Origin of the sequence: Micromonospora sp. NBC_00389 (genome assembly GCF_036059255.1) — a bacterium.
In the GTDB taxonomy this organism is placed as follows: domain Bacteria; phylum Actinomycetota; class Actinomycetes; order Mycobacteriales; family Micromonosporaceae; genus Micromonospora.
The window spans coordinates 5803070-5816976 of sequence record NZ_CP107947.1; the positions used below are offsets into that span (position 1 = coordinate 5803070).

A 13907-nucleotide genomic window follows, 5' to 3' on the forward strand; every position below is an offset into this window, starting at 1 on the left:
GCGGTGCTGGTGTGACCGGTGCCGGGCCGGTCAGCCGGCGGCCAACACCTCGGACAGCGCCGCCGGGACCAGGCCACGCTCACGCAGCCCGGCCAGGATGCGCGGCAGCGCCTCGTCGGTCATCCGGGCGTTCGCCTCGGTCACATGCATGATCACGACCGACCCGGGGCGTACGTTGTCCAGCACCGCCCGCACGATCGGCTCCCAGGCGGTGGCGAAGGGATCCCCACTGACCACGTCCCCGTCGACCACCGTCACGCCGAGCGGTGCGAGTGCCGCCAGCGCCGCCGCGTCGTGGCAGAGCCCCGGAAAGCGGAAGTACCGGGTCTGCCGACCTCCGTACGGTTCGATCACCTCGAAGGTCTTCGCCGCGTCGCCGGTCATGCCCTTCGGGGGCACGCGAGGCAGGTCGTAGCAGTTGCCGGTGTACGCCGCGTGCCCGTAGGTGTGGTTGGCCAGTTCGAAGCGCGGGTTGTCGGCGATCCGCCGGGTGAGGTCCGGATACCGCTCCACCCACTTGCCGGTCAGGAAGAAGGTGGCCGGAACCTGCTCCCGCTCCAGCAGGTCGAGGATGCGCAGGTTTGCATAGGACTTCACCCGCCCGGTACGCAGGTTCTGCAGCATCGCGTCGGTCATGTCCGCGTCGAACGTCAGCGCCACCCGGTTGCCGCTGCGGGGTCCGTGATCCACCACCGGCGGCCGGGTCCCCACCCGCGTCGCTCCAGGGACGGTGGCCGCCGGTCGGCGCTCCTGCCCAGTGGCGCTGACCGACGGCGCTGCCGAGGCGGTGGGTTGGACGAACGATCCGCCGACGGTCGATGTGGACGGCGCTGGTGCCGTGGACAGCGCGATCGCGGACGCCGCGGTGCCGACAATGGCCGCCGCGACCAGTACGCCGAGCAGCGGGCGCAGCCGAGGTCGGATCACGACGGTGATCATCCCAGACGCGAAGGCCGCTCACTGTCCCCGCCGCGGGGGGCGTACATGACGACGGCGACGCCGATCTCCGCCAGCGCGAACAACACCAGGGAAACGGAGCACGGTCACCCCGCGGCCCTAGGCGCGGCACACGACGGGTCCCCGGGCGATGCTGCGCCCGGGGACCCGCGGACCCGTTCAGGTCACTTCTTGAAGGCGTCCTTCACGTTGCTGCCCGCCTCCTTGACGTTCTGACCGGCCTGCTTGGCGCGCGCGTCACTCTGCTGGCTGGCGCCCTCGCCACGCATCCGCTCGTTGTCTGTCACATCGCCGATCCGCTCCTTTGCGGCACCGGCCACCTGCTCGACCTTGTTACGTGCCTTCTCGGTGAAGCTCATCGCGCCTCCTCCGTCTGGCGACTGTTCCGGATCGCTTGCCCGCTCTGCCGGTGCCGAAACCGGCGGTGCCGGTCGGCACACCCTGTAAGGCATCCTAGGAAGATAGGTGGGGTTTTTGACCAAGCCTGACCGGATAGGGACGCGGCATCGGTGGCCACCGGGTGCCGCCCTGCCAGCGGTGGTTAACTGGCCGCATGGGAGAGCTCCTGCTGATCCGGCACGGCGAGACCACCTGGAGCGCCACCCGGCGGCACACCTCGTACACCGATCTGGAGCTGACCCCCGACGGCGAGCGGCAGGCCCGCACCCTCGCCGCGTTCCTGGCCGGCCGGCGGTTCGTGACCGTGCTGGCCAGCCCTCGCTCCCGGGCGCTGCGCACCGCGCAGCTGGCCGGGCTCACCGTCGACGCCGTCGACGAGAACCTCAGCGAGTGGAACTACGGCGAGTACGAGGGACGCACCACCGTCGACATCCACGAGGACCACCCGCACTGGAACATCTGGACCGACGGCTGTCCCGGTGGGGAGTCACCCGCGCAGGTGGGCGCCCGGCTGGACCGGGTGCTGGCCCGAGTCACCCCGCTGCTCGACCGGGGCACCGTGGCGCTGGTCGGCCACGCGCACAGCCTGCGGGTGCTCGGCGCCCGCTGGATCGGCCTGCCCCCGTCCGCTGGCGGCCTGCTGCGGCTGGACACCGCCACGGTCAGCGCGCTCGGTCACGAGCACGGGCGGCGTGTCATCCTGCGGTGGAACCAGCCGGCTCCTCCGGCACCCGGGACCGCGACCGACTCGGTGCCCCGGCACTGATCTTCGGCGGCCGGTTCTCGTACGGGGTGGACAGCACGACCGTGGTCCGGGTGGTCACGTTCGCCGAGGTGCGGATCTCCTGGAGCACCCGCTCCAGGTCGGTCGGGCTGGCCACCCGCACCAGCAGCATGTAGAAGTCCTCCCCCGCCACCGAGTAGCAGGAGTCGATCTCGGGCAGGTGAGCCAGTCGCTCGGGCGCGTCGTCCGGCTGCGACGGGTCGAACGGCCGGATCGCCACGAACGCGGTCAGCGGCAGGTCCAGCGCCTCGAAGGAGACCCGGGCGGCGTACCCCTTGATCACCCCGCGCTGCTCCAGCCGGCGCACCCGCTGGTGCACGGCGGACACCGACAGACCCACCTTCTCGGCCAGGTCGGTGTACGACAGCCGGCCGTCATCGGTCAGTGCCGCGACGATGGCGCGGTCGATCTCCTCCACGGCGAGCAACCTACCGGGAAAAACGCCCGACGGCGACGACGCTTCCACCGCACCGCGCCGACGGCGGCTGCGATGGACCCACCGCAGCCGCCCCGCCACGTACCGTCGACCGCGCTCAGCCCCGCGCCAGCGCGCGGGAGATCACCAGTCGCTGGATCTGGTTGGTGCCCTCCACGATCTGCAGCACCTTGGCCTCACGCATGTACCGCTCCACCGGGTGGTCTGCCACGTAGCCGGCGCCGCCGAGCACCTGCACCGCGTCGGTGGTCACCCGCATCGCCATGTCGGTGGCGAAGAGCTTCGCCTTGGCCGCCTCGATCGAGTACGGCCGCCCGGCGTCGCGCAGCCGGGCCGCCGCGAGGGTCAGCGCGCGGGCGGCGGAGATCTGGGTGGCCGCGTCGGCGAGGGTGAAGCCCAGCCCCTGGAAGTCGATGATGGCCCGGCCGAACTGCTGCCGCTCCCGGGCGTAGCCAACCGCGTAGTCCAGCGCTGCCTGGGCCAGCCCGACCGCGCAGGCCGCGATGCCCAGCCGGCCGGAGTCCAGTGCGGACATCGCGATGGTGAAGCCCGCTCCCTCGCCGCCGATCAGCCGTTCGGCCGGCACGCGCGCCTCGTCGAACGCGATCTGTGCCACCGGCGAGGAGCGCAGCCCCATGGTCCGCTCCGCCGCCTGCGGGGTGACGCCAGCGGTGCCAGCGTCGGCGAGCAGGCAGGAGATGCCCTTCGGGCCCGGCCCGCCGGTGCGGCAGAAGATGTTGTAGAAGTCGGCGACCCGGGCGTGGGTGATCCACGCCTTGGTGCCGGAGACGAGGTACGCGTCGCCGTCGCGGACCGCCCGGGTGCTCAGCGCCGCGGCGTCGGAGCCGCCCTGCGGCTCGGAGAGGCAGTACGCGCCGAGCAGCTCGCCGCCGAGCATGTCCGGCAGCAGCTTGCGCTGCTCATCAGTGCCGAACGCGGCCACCGGATAGCAGGACAGGGTGTGCACGCTGACCGCCTCGGCGACGGCGAGCCAGCGGCTGGCCAGGATCTCCAGCACCTGCAGGTACACCTCGTACGGCTGGGCCGCACCGCCGTGCTCCTCCGGGTACGGCAGGCCGAGCAGGCCAGCCCGGCCGAGGGTGCGCAGCACGTCGCGGGGGAACTCGGCGCGCTCCTCGAAGCCGGCGGCTTTCGGTGCGAGCTCGCGGTCGGCGAGCTCGGTGGCGAGGTCCAGCAGATCGTGGGCCTCGTCGGTGGGGAGGATCCGGTCGACAGTCATAGTGCGATGAGCTCCGTGGGGGTGGTGTTGAGCCGTTGCACGCCGTCCGTGGTGCAGACGACGATGTCCTCGATGCGGGCGCCGTGCCGGCCCGCCAGGTAGATGCCCGGTTCGATGGAGAACGCCATCCCGGGTTCCAGCGGCCGGTCGTTGCCGGCCACGAGGTAGGGCTCCTCGTGACCGTCCAGGCCGATGCCGTGGCCGGTGCGGTGCAGGAACGCGGGGCCGTAGCCGGCGGCGGTGATCGGCTCCCGGGCGGCGGCGTCGGCCGCCGCGCCGGTGATCCCCGGCCGCACGGCCGCCACCGCGGCGCGCTGGGCGTCGTGCAGCACCGCGTAGTAGTCCACGAACTCGGCCGGTGCCGGCCCGCCGGCGACGTAGGTGCGGGTGCAGTCCGAACGGTAGCCCGACGGCATGGTGCCGCCGATGTCCACGACCACCGGCTCGCCGGCGCCGATCGGCCGGTCCGAGGTGCCGTGGTGCGGGCTGGCCCCGTTCGGCCCGGCCGCCACGATGACGAAGTCGACGGTGACGTGCCCGGCGGCCCGGATCGCCGCGGCGATGTCGCTGGCCACCTCGGCCTCGGTACGCCCGGGGCGCAGCCACTCCCCCATCCGCAGGTGCACCTCGTCGATCGCCGCGCCGGCCTCGGCGAGCGCCGCGATCTCCGCGGGGGATTTGCGGATCCGCAGCTCGCGCAGCACCTCGCCGGCCAGCCGCTGGGCGGCGGTGGGCAACGCGGCGCGCAGCGCGAGGACCTGCTCGGCCCACATCCGGTCGGCCAGCCCGACCGCCGCGAGCGGCCCGTCGAGGGCGGCGACGACCAGGGGGTACGGGTCGGTGCCGTCGGCGTGGTCGACGATGCGTACCCCGGTGGCGGGCGCCGGGGACGCCTCGGCGGCCGGGCGCTCCAGGGTCGGCACGATCAGGGTCGGCTCGCCCTCGGCGGGCAGCACCAGGCAGGTCAGCCGCTCCCCCTCGTGGGCGTCGTACCCGGTCAGGTAGCGCAGGTCGGAGCCGGGGGTGAGCAGCAGGGCGTCCAGGCCGGCGGCGGCGGTGGCGCGCTGCGCGGCGGTCAGCCGGTCCGGCGGGTACAGCTCGTCGATTCCCACGCGGCCAGCTTAACGGTCGTTTGGGGATACCCGGGGGTAGGCGCTTGGCCGCGTCCCGTACATCTCGGCCGCCGAAAACCCGGAAATTCACCGACGTTGATTGACGCGGACAGTTAACACTCTTTAAGATTTGGCTGCCTCGAGGCCACCCGTCCCTGCGTACCGCAACCTCACCCCCGCCCGCGACGACCCTGCGCGGGCGGCTGTCGTCCCCCGCCCACGGGAAGGCCCCCGATGTCCCCATCACCACGCCGCGCCCTCGCCGCCGGCCTGCTCACGCTCGCCACCGCCGGCGCCACCCTCGCCCTCGTTCCCACCGCCGCGCAGGCCGTGGTGCTGCCGAACAACTTCAAGAGCGTCGGCTACATGCCCTCCTGGGCCGGCAACGTCAACACCATCCAGTACAACAAGCTCACCCACATCAACTACGCCTTTGCCCAACAACGACGGCAGCCTGCGCGCGGTGGAGAACCCGAGCAAGCTCTCCTCGCTGGTCTCGCTCGGGCACGCCAACAACGTCAAGGTGTCGATCGCGGTCGGCGGCTGGAACGACGGCAACGACTCCGCCTTCGAGGCGCTGGCCGCCAACGCCGGCAGCCGGACCAACTTCGTCAACAACCTGGTCAACTTCGTCAACCAGTACAACCTGGACGGCGTCGACATGGACTGGGAGTACCCGGACCCGGGCGCCTCGGCGAACAACTACACCCAGCTCATGACGCAACTCGGCAGCGCCATGCACAGCCGCGGCAAGCTGCTCACCGCCGCCGTGGTCTCCGAGGGCGGCAGCGTCCAGGGCGTGCAGACGGCCGTGTTCGGCCAGGTCGACTGGCTCAACATCATGGCGTACGACGGCGGCAACCCGCACGCCAACTACGACTGGTCGATCGCCAGCATCAACCTGTGGAAGTCACGCGGCCTGCCCGCCAGCAAGGCCGTACTCGGGATCCCGTTCTACAGCCGCCCCGGCTACTACACCTACTCGGCGCTGGTCGGTATGGACCCGGCCAACGCCAACCGGGACTGCACCACCGTCGGCGGAGCGCAGCAGTGCTACAACGGCATCCCGACGGTCAAGCGCAAGACGCAGTGGGCGCTGGCCAACGCCGGCGGTGTGATGAACTGGGAGCTGTCCCAGGACACCACCGGCTCCACCTCGCTGGTCAGCGCGATGTACGACACCATCATGGGCGGCACCACCCCGCCGCCGACCGGCCGCACCGGCCCGATCACCGGGATCGCCGGCAAGTGCGTCGACGTCGCCTCGGCGAGCACCGCCAACGGCACGGCCGTGCAGTTGTGGAGTTGCAACGGCACCGCCGCGCAGAGCTGGACCGTGGCGAGCAACGGCACGTTGCGCGCCCTCGGCAAGTGCGCCGACATCACCAGTGGCTCCACCGCCAACGGCGCCAAGATCCAGCTGTGGGACTGCAACGGCAGCGGCGCGCAGGTCTGGCAGGCGCAGTCCAATGGCACGCTCCGCAACCCGCAGTCGAACAAGTGCCTGGACGCCAGCGACAACAGCTCGGCCGACGGCACCCGGTTGCAGATCTGGGACTGCTTCGCCGGCGCCAACCAGCGCTGGACTCTCCCGGCCTGACCCGGCCGCATGGAAGGCCCCCCGCGTAGCGCGGGGGGCCTTCCCACGCCCGTGGCGGCGGATCAGGCGGGGCGGTGCTCGCGGACCAGGTCGAGCATCTCGTCCACCGACCCGGCCGGGTCGGTGACCGGGAACTGCACGGCGCGAACCACCGCCGACGGGTCGACCAGCAGCGTCAGCCGCTTGAACCGTGAGACCCCACCGGCGCGGAAGGTGGGCAGCAGCAGCCCGGCGGCGAGCCGACCGTCCTGGTCGGACAGGAGCGGGAACGGCACCCGGGCGTGCGTGGCGAAGTCGGCGAGCTGGTCCGGCCGCTGCGTGCTGATCCCCCGCACGTCCGCCCCGGCGGCCTGGAAGTTCGCGTACCGAGCGGCGTAGGTGGTCGACTCCAGGGTGCAGCCGCGAGCCCCGGGAATGTCCGCCCAGCCCGGCGGGTAGCCCTGCGTCTCCGGCGCGTACGCCCCCGGGAAGAAGTACAGGACGCTCCAGGCGTCGGCGTCGATCAGCGCGACCGACTGGCCGTCGGGCCCGGGCAGGCCGACCTCGGGCAACCGCCGCCCGATCAGGTCGTGCACCCGGCGCGCCTCGGCCGAGGCGGCGTCGGCGGTCGCGGTCAGCTCCCCATCGCCCATCAGGTGCCTCGTTCCCCAGTCCTGCAGTGCGATCAGCACCGGCAGCAGCCCCTCACCCTTGGCGGTGAGCAGGTAGTCGTAGCGCGGCGGGTGCTGGGAGTACGGCCGGCGCTCCAGCACGCCGTGCTCGACCAGCGCGGCGAGGCGTTCGGTCAGCGCCCGCCGGCTGACGCCCAGCTCGCGCTGGAGCGCGTCGAAGCGGGTCGTCCCGCCGGCGACGTCGCGCACGATGAGGAACGTCCACCAGTCCCCCAGCACGCCGAGCGCCTGCGCGATGCCGCAGTCCGCGTCGGCAAGATCCTCCCGCCGCACCCGTCACCCCCATCTGTCCCGCCCCCGACTATAGTGCGTTTCAGATTGGAACGCACTGGTGCGCGCGAACGGGGGCGGACGACATGCACGTCGGAGAGCGGGCCGGGGTGTTCTGGCGATGGTGGACCGCCGGCACGACCAGCATGGTCGGGTCGGCGGTCGGCGCGGTGGCCCTGCCGCTGACCGCGCTCACCGTGCTCGACGCCACCGCGTTCCAGATGGGCCTGATCGCCGCAGCCAGCTACGTCGCCTGGATCGTGATCGGTCTGCCCGCCGGCGTCATCGTGCAGCGCCTGCCGCTGCGCGGCGCCCAGATCGGCGCCGACCTGGCCCGCGCGGTCGCCGTCGCGTCGATCCCGCTGGCCTGGTGGTGGGGCCACCTCACCGTCGCCCACCTGGTGATCACCGCTCTTGTGATCAGCTTCGCCAACGTGCTCTTCGACGTGGCCAACTCGACCTTCCTGCCCAGCATCGTGAACCGCGAGCAGTTGCAGTCCCGCAACAGCCTGACCTCGGCCACCCACGCCGCCACCCAGCTCAGCGGCCCCTCCCTCGGCGGGCTCGCCGTACAGGCACTCGGCGCGGTGCCCACCCTGCTCGTCGACGCCGTCAGCTACCTCGTCTCGGCGGCGCTGCTGCGCACCCTGCCCGCCCGCCGAGACGACGCGCCGGACCGCTGGCCACCGGTCGGCGAGCTGATCCGCGAGGGTTGGCGCTTCGTCGCGTACCACCCGGTGATGGGGCCGGGCATGTGGGCCGCGACGGCGATGAACTTCGTCTGCGGCGCGCAGTTCGCGCTCTACCCGCTCTACCTGGTCCGTGAGCTGCACGCCCCGGCCGGCCTGGTCGGGGTACTGCTCGCCGTCGAGGGGGTCGGCGCGCTGGTCGGGGCGGCGTTCACCTCGCGGATCACGGCACGGATCGGCACCGCACGCGCGCTGATCGTCGCCGGGTTCACCACGGTCGCCGGCGCGTTCCTGATTCCCTGGGGCACCGGCTGGCTGGCGTACGCCGCCTTCGCCGCCGGCAACGTCGTCTTCTCCCTCGGGACGGTGGTGCTCAGCGTGACCACCCGGACCTACCGGCAGATCGCCAGCCCACCCGACCTGCTCTCCCGGGTGATGGCGACCGTCCGGTTCGTCTCCTGGGGCGCGATCCCGGTCGGCGGGCTGGTCGCTGGCGCGGTGGCCGGGCCGCTGGGCGCCCGGGCCACCCTGCTGATCGTCGCGGGCGTGGTGGTCGCCGCGCCGCTGGTGCTGCTGCTCTCCCCCGTCCGGCACCTGCGTGACCTCACCGACCACGACCGGGGCGACGACCCGACGCTCCCGGCCGCGCCGACGGTCACCGTCGGAGGTCGGTGAACCGCACGGCCTTTCGCAGTCGGCCAGCCGGCGTACCCGGCGGTCGGTGTCCGGCCGGAGAAGACGGCGTACCGAGCGGACTGCGCCGCACGGTGACCGGCCCGCACGACGGTTTTCCGGGCCGGACGCCCCGAAGGGTCATAGCCTGGATCCGGGTGCCCGCGCGGGCATCCCGACCGGGAGGACCGACGTGGCACCGAACGAGGCGGACCGGGCGGCGACGCGCCGTCGCCGGCAGCTGTGGGCCGGGGTTCTCGCGCTGGTCGGCCTGGTCCTGCTGGTCATCGGCCTGACCGTGGCCGACGGTGTCGCGGCCTGGGTCGAGGTGGTGGTCGCGATCCTGCTGCTGGTGGCGAGCTACGTCGTGCAGTACCTGGCCCGGCGGGAGACCGTCTACCAGCACGACGAGCGGCGCTGACGCCGCCGGCGGCCGGGCGTACCCCTGATCGTCGGGGGGTTGTGCCAGGCTGTCGGGCGTGGCACACCGATCCCCGATCCTGCTGATCGACGCACCCAGCCTCTACTTCCGCGCATACTTCGGCATCCCGGAATCGGCCGCCCGGGCCGAGGACGGCACCCCGGTCAACGCGGTGCGCGGCTTCCTCGACATGCTCGCCACCCTGATCCGGGGTCGCGGTGCGGACCGGATGGTCTGCGCCATGGACTACGACTGGCGCCCGGCGTGGCGGGTCGAGCTGCTGCCGTCCTACAAGGCGCACCGGGTGGCCCCGCAGGGCGGCGAGGTCGTGCCGGACACCCTCTCCCCGCAGGTGCCGATGATCCTGGAAGTGCTGGCCGCGGTCGGCATCACCGTCGTCGGCGCGACCGGCTACGAGGCCGACGACGTGCTGGGCACCTTGTCGGTGACCCAGCCAGGCCCGGTGGAGGTGGTCTCCGGCGACCGGGACCTGTTCCAGCTCATCGACGACGCCCGGCCGGTCCGGCTGCTCTACGTCGGGCGCGGCGTGGCCAAGCTTGACGACTGCGACGACGCCGCGGTGCGGGCCCGCTACGGCGTGCCGGCCGACCGGTACGCCGACTTCGCCGCGCTGCGCGGCGACCCAAGCGACGGGCTGCCGGGGGTGCAGGGCGTGGGCGAGAAGACCGCCGCCCGGCTCATCGAGCGGTACGGGAGCATCGCCGGCATCCTGGCCGCCCTGGACGACTCTGACTCGTCCTTCGCGCCGGGCCTGCGGGCCAAGCTGGCCGCCGCCCGCGACTACCTGGCCGTCGCGCCGACGGTGGTGCGGGTCGCGCTGGACGTGCCACTGCCGGAGCTGCCCACCGCACTGCCGACCGCGCCCGTCGATCCGGACCGGCTGCTGGAGCTGGCCGGGACGTGGAACCTGGCCGGCTCCGCCCGCCGCCTGGTGGACGCCCTCGCCGCCCGCGCCGACGCCTGACCACCGATCCGCCGCCTCCGGTGCCGGTGACGGCCCGCTGGTGACATCACCCGCGCGGTCCTCCTGCGGGCAGCGGTTCCGCCGTTCGTTCAGTTGATCATCGGTGTTGCGATCGGCATCGGGCTCGGCGACGGGCTCATCTACGCCTTCGGCACCGGCCCGTGGCAGCTGGCCGTGATCGTCCTGCTGGCGATCATTGTCACGACCTTCCTCGGCGGTGGTCCTGCGGTCATTACCCAGGCCGCGGCGACCGCCGTGCTACCCGACGTCAGGGTTGGTCCAGTTCGATGCGCACCGTCAGCGGGCTCGTAGCCACCGCCTCGGAGGTGCTGACACAGAGCCGGCGAGCGAGACTGCTCCGCGCGATGTACCGCTGGCGCTCGCGCGGGTCATCGTCGTCGACGATGTGCGCCGTCCCGGTCCGCCAACGTGCGCTCCGCCCGCCGCCCGTCTTGACCCGGACCCGGGGATCGGCCTCGAGGTTTCGCACCCAGTCGGCGCGGCGCCCCCGCTGGGCGACCAGCCAGAAGATGTCACCGTCCATGCCATCGCACACCGGGGTGTACCGCAGCCGGCCGGTACGACGTCCGGTGGTCTCCAACAGCGCGTCGCCGGGGATCGGGAGTTTCACGTCCCACGCGAACCGGACGATCGGGTTGATCAGGCGCTGCTGGAGCGCGCGGAGCAGCGCTGCCCGCCACGACACCTCAGCAACCGTCCGCTCGCGCCGACGGACAGCTGTGCCGCCCACACCGACTGTCGAATTCCGTCATGGCCCCGTCCCGTCGAGATGTTCAGCTCGCCGCAACTCCCACACCAGATCGGGTTTCCCCGGGCGCCAGAACTTAAGCGCGCACCCTCGGGTCTCGCAGCGCCCGCGCAATGGCAGCGAGCATGCCGCTTTCGCACAAACCGGGTGCTCCGATCAGGAACTCCTCCCGGTCATACCACTCGACCAGGTCCACACCGGGCCGAGCGGCGATTGACCTGTCGACGGGCAGCTCGGCGTCATCGTCATAGCAGCCGTAGATCTCATCGGCGGCCCACATGCCCCAGTGCAGCGGGCCAAGCTGAGACTCGTTCTGCTCCTCGTCAAAGACGGTCATGAACCGCTCTTTCGCGTTCACCGGCCGCACGCCGAGCGACCCGGTCGCAAGCAGTTGCTCGAAGGTGGGGTCTTCGTCCCAGTCCTGGCTGGGGATGACCAGCGTGAGCACATCCTCCAGGTGCTCGTGGCAGGCGCAATCGGGACGTTGTGGCGGTCGCCAATCGTCCTTCGTGGAGAAGATTCCCATCTGGCGATCGTATGCGGCGCGCCATCGTCGCCGCCGCCCTGACTCAGCAGCGGCCGGTCGGTGAACACCCCGACCCTCAGCTCGCGACCGGCGATCGAGGTGCGGTCGGGGTAGTCCGAGACGGTGTGGCCTGTGCCGCGAGGCCGATCCTCGGGTGGCCGGGCAACTGACCGAGCAGGGTGCCGGCCAGCGCGACGACCAATCCCAACACCTGCACCGGGCGCAGCGTCTGACTGAGCGCCAGCCAACCCAGAACCGCCGCGGTGATCGGGCTGAGCAGGGCGAGGAACGCCACCGAGGTCGCCGGCAGCGCGGCGATCCCGCGGAACCAGAGCCAGTACGCCAGCGCCGTGCCGACGGTGGCCAGGTATCCGTACCCGGCGAGATGGGTGCCGGTCAGGGCGGCCGGCAGTCCTTCCGCGACGAGTGCCACCGGGGCGAGCAGCAGACCACCGGCGGTGAGCTGCCACGCGGTGAACGGCAGTGCGCCGACCCCGTCCGGGCGTCCCCATCGTTTCGTCAGGACGGTGCCGGTGGCCATCGAGGCTGTACCGAACAGACCCGCCAGGATGCCCAACAGGTCGAGCTGGGCATCCGGGCGCAGGACCACGAAGGAGACGCCGAGCACCCCGAGCAGTCCAGCGCCCACCGCGATCATGGTGGGTCGGATCCGGAGCAGGGCGGCCGAGAGGCCGACCGTGAGCAGCGGGCCGGTGGCGCCGAGCACGGCCGCGACGCCGCCGGGCAGCCGGTAGGCGGCGTAGAAGAGCATCGCGAAGAACACCCCGATGTTCAGCGTGCCGAGGACCGCCGCCTTCCACCACCACGATCCGCGGGGCAGGAGGCGGGTCACCGCGAGCAGGACGAGGCCGGCCGGCAGTGCCCGTAGCGCCGCGGCCAGCAACGGCCGGTTGTCCGGTAGGAGTTCGCTGGTCACGGCATAGGTCGTGCCCCAGACGATCGGTGTGATTGCGGTGCTGACGAGCATCCGGTTCATCGCGGTATCCCCTCACAGGCGGCAGCAGTTGTGGCTCACTAGGCGGCAGCGGTCACGGGGACCTGGGCGGGCCGGAGGTGACCCGGCTCGGTGCCGCTCGGCTCGACGGGAACGCCGGGGCGGTTTTGATTGACGGTCGGGGCTTCGGAGGTGTTGAGCGCCGCCGCTGGTAGCCGCCGTTCGAGCCGGATGATCAGCGCGGCACCGGCTAGCACGGATCCGGTAAGGAACAGCCAGGGCAGCCGGCCGTCGACCACCAGCAGCGCGGTGAACAGCGCAGGCGCGATGGTGGCCGCCAGCGACCAGGACAGTTGGTAGGCCGCCAGGTATCGACCCCGGGCGTCCTCCGGCGCGGCGGCGATCGCCAAGGTGCTCGCGGCCGGGCTGTGCAGCAGTTCGCCGCCGGTATAGAGGACCGTGGTACCGACCAGCACGACGAGCAGTACGGCGGTGCTGCCGGGGCGGGCGGTGCCGAGCAGGATGAATCCGAGGAACGCCAGGGCGAACACGGCCGCGCCGGTCGCGGCCACCCGGGTCCGCCGTCCCATCCGGACCGCGAGCCGGGTCACCGGCACGCCGGCGAGCGCGCAGAGCGCGGTGTTGACCGCGAACAGCGCGCCGACGGTGGCCGCCGGGGGCGTGCAGGACGGTGATCGCGTACGCCGGCAGCAGCAACGACAACGCCGAGTAGCCGAGCGCGATGAGGAAGTTCGCCCCGGTCAGGCCGAGGAACGGCCGGTCGGCGAGCACCTCGCGGTAGCCGATCCGGGCGCGCGAGCGGATCATCGGCATCCGGCGGGGCACCCGACGAGCGAACAGCGCCGCGACCAGGAAGCTTGCCGCGTTGAGCCAGGCGGTGACGGTGAACCCCGCGTCGCCGGCCAGCCCGATGATCAGTGAGGCGATCAGCCCCCCGGCGCCGAGACCGCCGTTGCGCAGGCTGCGGGCCAGGGCGTTGAGGCGGTCACGGTCCGCTCCCTCGGCGATGTCGCCGATGGTCGCCTGCTGGATTGCCGGGAAGGCCCGGTCGCCGGCGGCGGTGAACAATGCGACGGCCGCGAACGCTGGCAGGGTGACCGCGAGCGGGTACGCGGCAAAGCCCAGGCCCCGCACGGTGTACCCGACCAACTGCATCCGGCGCGCGCCGAACCGGTCGACGGCGGCGCCCGCCAACGGCAGCAACGCCATGCCCGCGAGTCCGGCGACGGTCAGCACCGCGCCGATGGCAGTGAGCGGGAGGCCGGTGACCCTCTGAAAGAAGACGAGCGAGAACGGGACGTACATCCCGGAGCCCAGCGCGTCGATCGTCATGCCGGTGATGAGGGCCCGCTCGCCGGGGTTTCGTCTGGTCATCGTGCCGCCTCCCGTTAGCTTGCAGA

General features: G+C 72.2%; 16 protein-coding genes and 1 pseudogene. 6 read left to right on the forward strand and 11 right to left on the reverse strand.

The features are described from left to right. Positions 1-30: 30 nt before the first annotated feature. Together OG470_RS27440 and OG470_RS27445 are read right to left on the reverse strand one after the other, a co-directional pair. Positions 31-927, reverse strand: coding sequence for a polysaccharide deacetylase family protein (locus tag OG470_RS27440; RefSeq protein WP_328416784.1), 897 nt, complete (start codon positions 925-927; stop codon positions 31-33). Positions 928-1121: 194 nt separating this feature from the next. Beyond that, the gene (locus tag OG470_RS27445; protein WP_328416786.1) at positions 1122-1316 is read right to left on the reverse strand and encodes a CsbD family protein; all 195 of its coding nucleotides are present in this window, start codon (positions 1314-1316) and stop codon (positions 1122-1124) included. Positions 1317-1510: 194 nt separating this feature from the next. Here OG470_RS27445 and OG470_RS27450 point away from each other — a divergent pair, with 194 nt between their 5' ends. After that, a complete protein-coding gene (locus OG470_RS27450) occupies positions 1511-2122 on the forward strand; it encodes a histidine phosphatase family protein (protein WP_328416788.1) in 612 nt (203 codons plus the stop codon). On the opposite strand, the gene OG470_RS27455 is transcribed toward OG470_RS27450, so the two are convergent. The 3 genes from OG470_RS27455 to OG470_RS27465 form a co-directional block, all read right to left on the reverse strand. Continuing rightward, positions 2052-2558, reverse strand: coding sequence for an Lrp/AsnC family transcriptional regulator (locus OG470_RS27455; RefSeq protein ID WP_328416790.1), 507 nt, complete (start codon positions 2556-2558; stop codon positions 2052-2054). The genes OG470_RS27450 and OG470_RS27455 overlap by 71 nt on opposite strands. Before the next feature lie 115 nt (positions 2559-2673). Then, positions 2674-3816, reverse strand: coding sequence for an acyl-CoA dehydrogenase family protein (locus OG470_RS27460; protein ID WP_328416792.1), 1143 nt, complete (start codon positions 3814-3816; stop codon positions 2674-2676). Then, entirely contained in the window at positions 3813-4928 is a 1116-nt protein-coding gene (locus OG470_RS27465) for a M24 family metallopeptidase (RefSeq protein ID WP_328416794.1), read from the reverse strand. Before OG470_RS27465 ends, OG470_RS27460 begins: the two co-directional genes overlap by 4 nt. Positions 4929-5361: 433 nt before the next feature. Here OG470_RS27465 and OG470_RS27470 point away from each other — a divergent pair, with 433 nt between their 5' ends. Then, a complete protein-coding gene (locus OG470_RS27470; RefSeq protein WP_328416795.1) occupies positions 5362-6528 on the forward strand; it encodes a glycosyl hydrolase family 18 protein in 1167 nt (388 codons plus the stop codon). Between the two features lie 62 nt (positions 6529-6590). On the opposite strand, the gene OG470_RS27475 is transcribed toward OG470_RS27470, so the two are convergent. Next, on the reverse strand, positions 6591-7472 hold the full coding sequence (locus OG470_RS27475; protein ID WP_328416797.1) for a winged helix-turn-helix transcriptional regulator: 882 nt from the start codon (positions 7470-7472) through the stop codon (positions 6591-6593). Positions 7473-7555: 83 nt separating this feature from the next. On the opposite strand from OG470_RS27475, the gene OG470_RS27480 reads away from it, so the two are divergent. The 4 genes from OG470_RS27480 (at position 7556) to OG470_RS27495 (ending at position 10548) form a co-directional block, all read left to right on the forward strand. Next, complete coding sequence (locus tag OG470_RS27480; protein ID WP_328416799.1) at positions 7556-8833, forward strand: MFS transporter; 1278 nt, start codon at positions 7556-7558, stop codon at positions 8831-8833. Positions 8834-9023: 190 nt separating this feature from the next. After that, complete coding sequence (locus tag OG470_RS27485) at positions 9024-9251, forward strand: hypothetical protein (protein ID WP_328416802.1); 228 nt, start codon at positions 9024-9026, stop codon at positions 9249-9251. A 58-nt stretch (positions 9252-9309) separates the two neighbouring features. Then, positions 9310-10236: a 5'-3' exonuclease gene (locus OG470_RS27490; RefSeq protein ID WP_328416804.1), complete on the forward strand. Its 927-nt coding sequence runs from the start codon at positions 9310-9312 to the stop codon at positions 10234-10236. A 93-nt stretch (positions 10237-10329) separates the two neighbouring features. Next, complete coding sequence (locus OG470_RS27495) at positions 10330-10548, forward strand: FUSC family protein (protein ID WP_328416806.1); 219 nt, start codon at positions 10330-10332, stop codon at positions 10546-10548. Here the strand turns inward: OG470_RS27495 and OG470_RS27500 are convergent. The 5 genes and pseudogenes from OG470_RS27500 to OG470_RS37385 form a co-directional block, all read right to left on the reverse strand. Continuing rightward, positions 10505-10942 (reverse strand): nitroreductase/quinone reductase family protein, encoded by a 438-nt coding sequence (locus tag OG470_RS27500; protein ID WP_328416808.1) that lies wholly within the window; start codon positions 10940-10942, stop codon positions 10505-10507. The two genes, OG470_RS27495 and OG470_RS27500, sit on opposite strands and share 44 nt — an antisense overlap. Positions 10943-11081: 139 nt before the next feature. After that, complete coding sequence (locus OG470_RS27505) at positions 11082-11531, reverse strand: hypothetical protein (RefSeq protein WP_328416810.1); 450 nt, start codon at positions 11529-11531, stop codon at positions 11082-11084. A 76-nt stretch (positions 11532-11607) separates the two neighbouring features. Further along, a complete protein-coding gene (locus OG470_RS27510) occupies positions 11608-12528 on the reverse strand; it encodes an EamA family transporter (RefSeq protein WP_328416812.1) in 921 nt (306 codons plus the stop codon). Between the two features lie 38 nt (positions 12529-12566). After that, positions 12567-13103 (reverse strand): MFS transporter, encoded by a 537-nt coding sequence (locus tag OG470_RS27515; protein ID WP_328416814.1) that lies wholly within the window; start codon positions 13101-13103, stop codon positions 12567-12569. 118 nt (positions 13104-13221) lie between these two features. Further along, positions 13222-13881: pseudogene (locus tag OG470_RS37385) on the reverse strand (MFS transporter); the annotation flags it as partial. Positions 13882-13907 lie beyond the last annotated feature (26 nt).

Excerpts from the sequence above, each read along its gene's own strand:
- OG470_RS27510 (WP_328416812.1), bottom strand. The coding sequence starts at position 12,528 with ATGAACCGGATGCTCGTCAGCACCGCAATCACACCGATCGTCTGGGGC.
- OG470_RS27480 (WP_328416799.1), top strand. The coding sequence starts at position 7,556 with ATGCACGTCGGAGAGCGGGCCGGGGTGTTCTGGCGATGGTGGACCGCC.
- OG470_RS27460 (WP_328416792.1), bottom strand. The coding sequence starts at position 3,816 with ATGACTGTCGACCGGATCCTCCCCACCGACGAGGCCCACGATCTGCTG.
- OG470_RS27445 (WP_328416786.1), bottom strand. The coding sequence starts at position 1,316 with ATGAGCTTCACCGAGAAGGCACGTAACAAGGTCGAGCAGGTGGCCGGT.
- OG470_RS27505 (WP_328416810.1), bottom strand. The coding sequence starts at position 11,531 with ATGGGAATCTTCTCCACGAAGGACGATTGGCGACCGCCACAACGTCCC.
- OG470_RS27450 (WP_328416788.1), top strand. The coding sequence starts at position 1,511 with ATGGGAGAGCTCCTGCTGATCCGGCACGGCGAGACCACCTGGAGCGCC.